Source organism: Pseudactinotalea sp., assembly GCF_048594945.1.
Taxonomy (GTDB): domain Bacteria; phylum Actinomycetota; class Actinomycetes; order Actinomycetales; family Beutenbergiaceae; genus Pseudactinotalea.
The window spans coordinates 1-1,747 of sequence record NZ_JBMDXJ010000396.1 but is presented as its reverse complement, the minus strand read 5'-3'; the positions used below and the strand labels follow the sequence as shown (position 1 = coordinate 1,747).

Sequence of the window (1,747 nt, the reverse complement as noted above, 5' to 3'; positions counted from 1 at the left end):
AACGGCCCGTCGCTCATCGAGAACGAGAAGCCGCCGTCGACCTCGGTCGGGCTGCCGTGCGCAGTGATGTCGACGACCGTGCCGTCGTCGTACGTGGCGTTCGGCAGCTCGACCCGCACGCAACCGGCGCCCGCAGCGCTCTCAGGCGTCGGGCACCACACGCCGTCGATGTCGGTTGCAGTGGGCTCGGTGGTCTCGGTCGGCTCCGGGACAGGCTCGGTCGTCTCAGTCGGTTCCGGCGCAGGCTCGGTGGCTGTCGGGCTGGTCGGCTGGGGCGCGTCCGGCCCATCGCCGCTGCACGCGGTCAGCCCCAGCGTGAGGGCGACGCCGGCGGTGGCAAGGATCCGGATGATCGACGTCGTGCGCATGGTGAAGCGAAGTCCGTTTCGTGATGCCGACCTGGCGGGCAGCGAAGCCTCCACGATGACACATCCGTCCATCACCCTGCTCCAGCGCGCGGCCCGAGCGTTTGCCACGAACTCAGCGAGGGGTCAGGCTGTGCCCACGATGGATTGCACGTACTACCACGCCGGCAGCTGCCGCTCGTGCACGCTGCTGGAGGTGCCCTACCCCGAACAGGTGGCGAGCAAGCAGCGGGAGGCGAGCGACGCCGTCGGGCACGCTCTCGAGGCCCCCTTCAGGGGCCCTGAGGCCGGCTTCCGGAACAAGGCGAAGATGGTGGTGGCCGGGTCGGTCGAGGAGCCGACTCTCGGGATTCTCGACGGCGGCGGGTCGGGTGTCGATCTGAGTGATTGCCCGTTGCATGTGGCCCCGATCGTGGCGGCGCTGCCGGTGCTGAGGGAGTTCATCACGCGCGCGCGGCTGACCCCGTACTCGGTGCCGCAGCGGCGTGGCGAGTTGAAGCACGTGCTGGTGACGCGCTCGCCGGCGGGCGAGTTGATGGTGCGGTTCGTGCTGCGCTCGACCGAGGCGCTGCCCCGGCTGCGCAAGCACGTGGGTTGGCTGCAGGAGCAGCTGCCGAACGCCGTGGTGATCAGCGCGAACCTGCGGCCCGCGCACGTCGCGCTCACCGAGGGGGCCGAGGAGATCCCACTCACCGAGACGCAGGTGCTCACGATGCGGCTGAACGGGATCGACCTGCTGCTGCGGCCGGGCGGGTTCTTCCAGACGAACAGCACGGTCGCGGCGGGCCTGTACCGCGAGGCCGCAGCGTGGGCGAGCAAGGTGTCGCCGGGGAGCGTGGCCGACCTGTACTGCGGCGTGGGCGGGTTCGCCCTGCACCTCGCGCAGCCGGGCCGGGAGGTGGTGGGGGTCGAGGTGAGCGCGGAGGCGGTCGACGGCGCCCGACTGGCCGCCGAGCGTCTCGGCACCTCGGTCCGGTTCGAGGTGGGCGACGCCACGGCAGCCGAGTACCTCGACACCGACCTCGTGGTCGTCAACCCGCCGCGGCGGGGCATCGGCGACCTCGCGGATCGGCTCGAGCGCGCGCAGGCGCGACACGTGCTGTACTCCAGCTGCAACCCCACCACGCTCTCGCGCGATCTCACGGCGATGCCGAGTCTGCGGCCGGTCCGAGCCCGCCTGTTCGACATGTTCCCCCACAACCACCACGCCGAGGTGCTGGTACTGCTGGAGCGAGCGAGGCTCAACCCGAGGCGTTGCCCGTGACGTTCCAGGAAGCGAGGTGAAGGGCGGGAGCGGAGAACGACGTGGGAGACCAGGAGTCCGGGTCCGTCACGGCGACAGGCCCGACGCCGAGCACCTGACCGGGAGCGAGCGCGGCCGG

At 71.2% G+C, this 1,747-nt stretch carries 1 protein-coding gene and 1 pseudogene; one reads left to right on the top strand and one right to left on the bottom strand.

Going from position 1 to position 1,747, the window contains the following annotated elements; translation table 11 throughout:
- A pseudogene (locus tag ACOJSN_RS17915) lies at positions 1-368 on the bottom strand (hypothetical protein); the annotation flags it as partial.
- 139 nt (positions 369-507) lie between these two features.
- Here ACOJSN_RS17915 and ACOJSN_RS17910 point away from each other — a divergent pair.
- Positions 508-1,629, top strand: coding sequence for a methyltransferase domain-containing protein (locus ACOJSN_RS17910; RefSeq protein ID WP_420113851.1), 1,122 nt, complete (start codon positions 508-510; stop codon positions 1,627-1,629).
- The last annotated feature ends 118 nt before the right edge of the window (positions 1,630-1,747 follow it).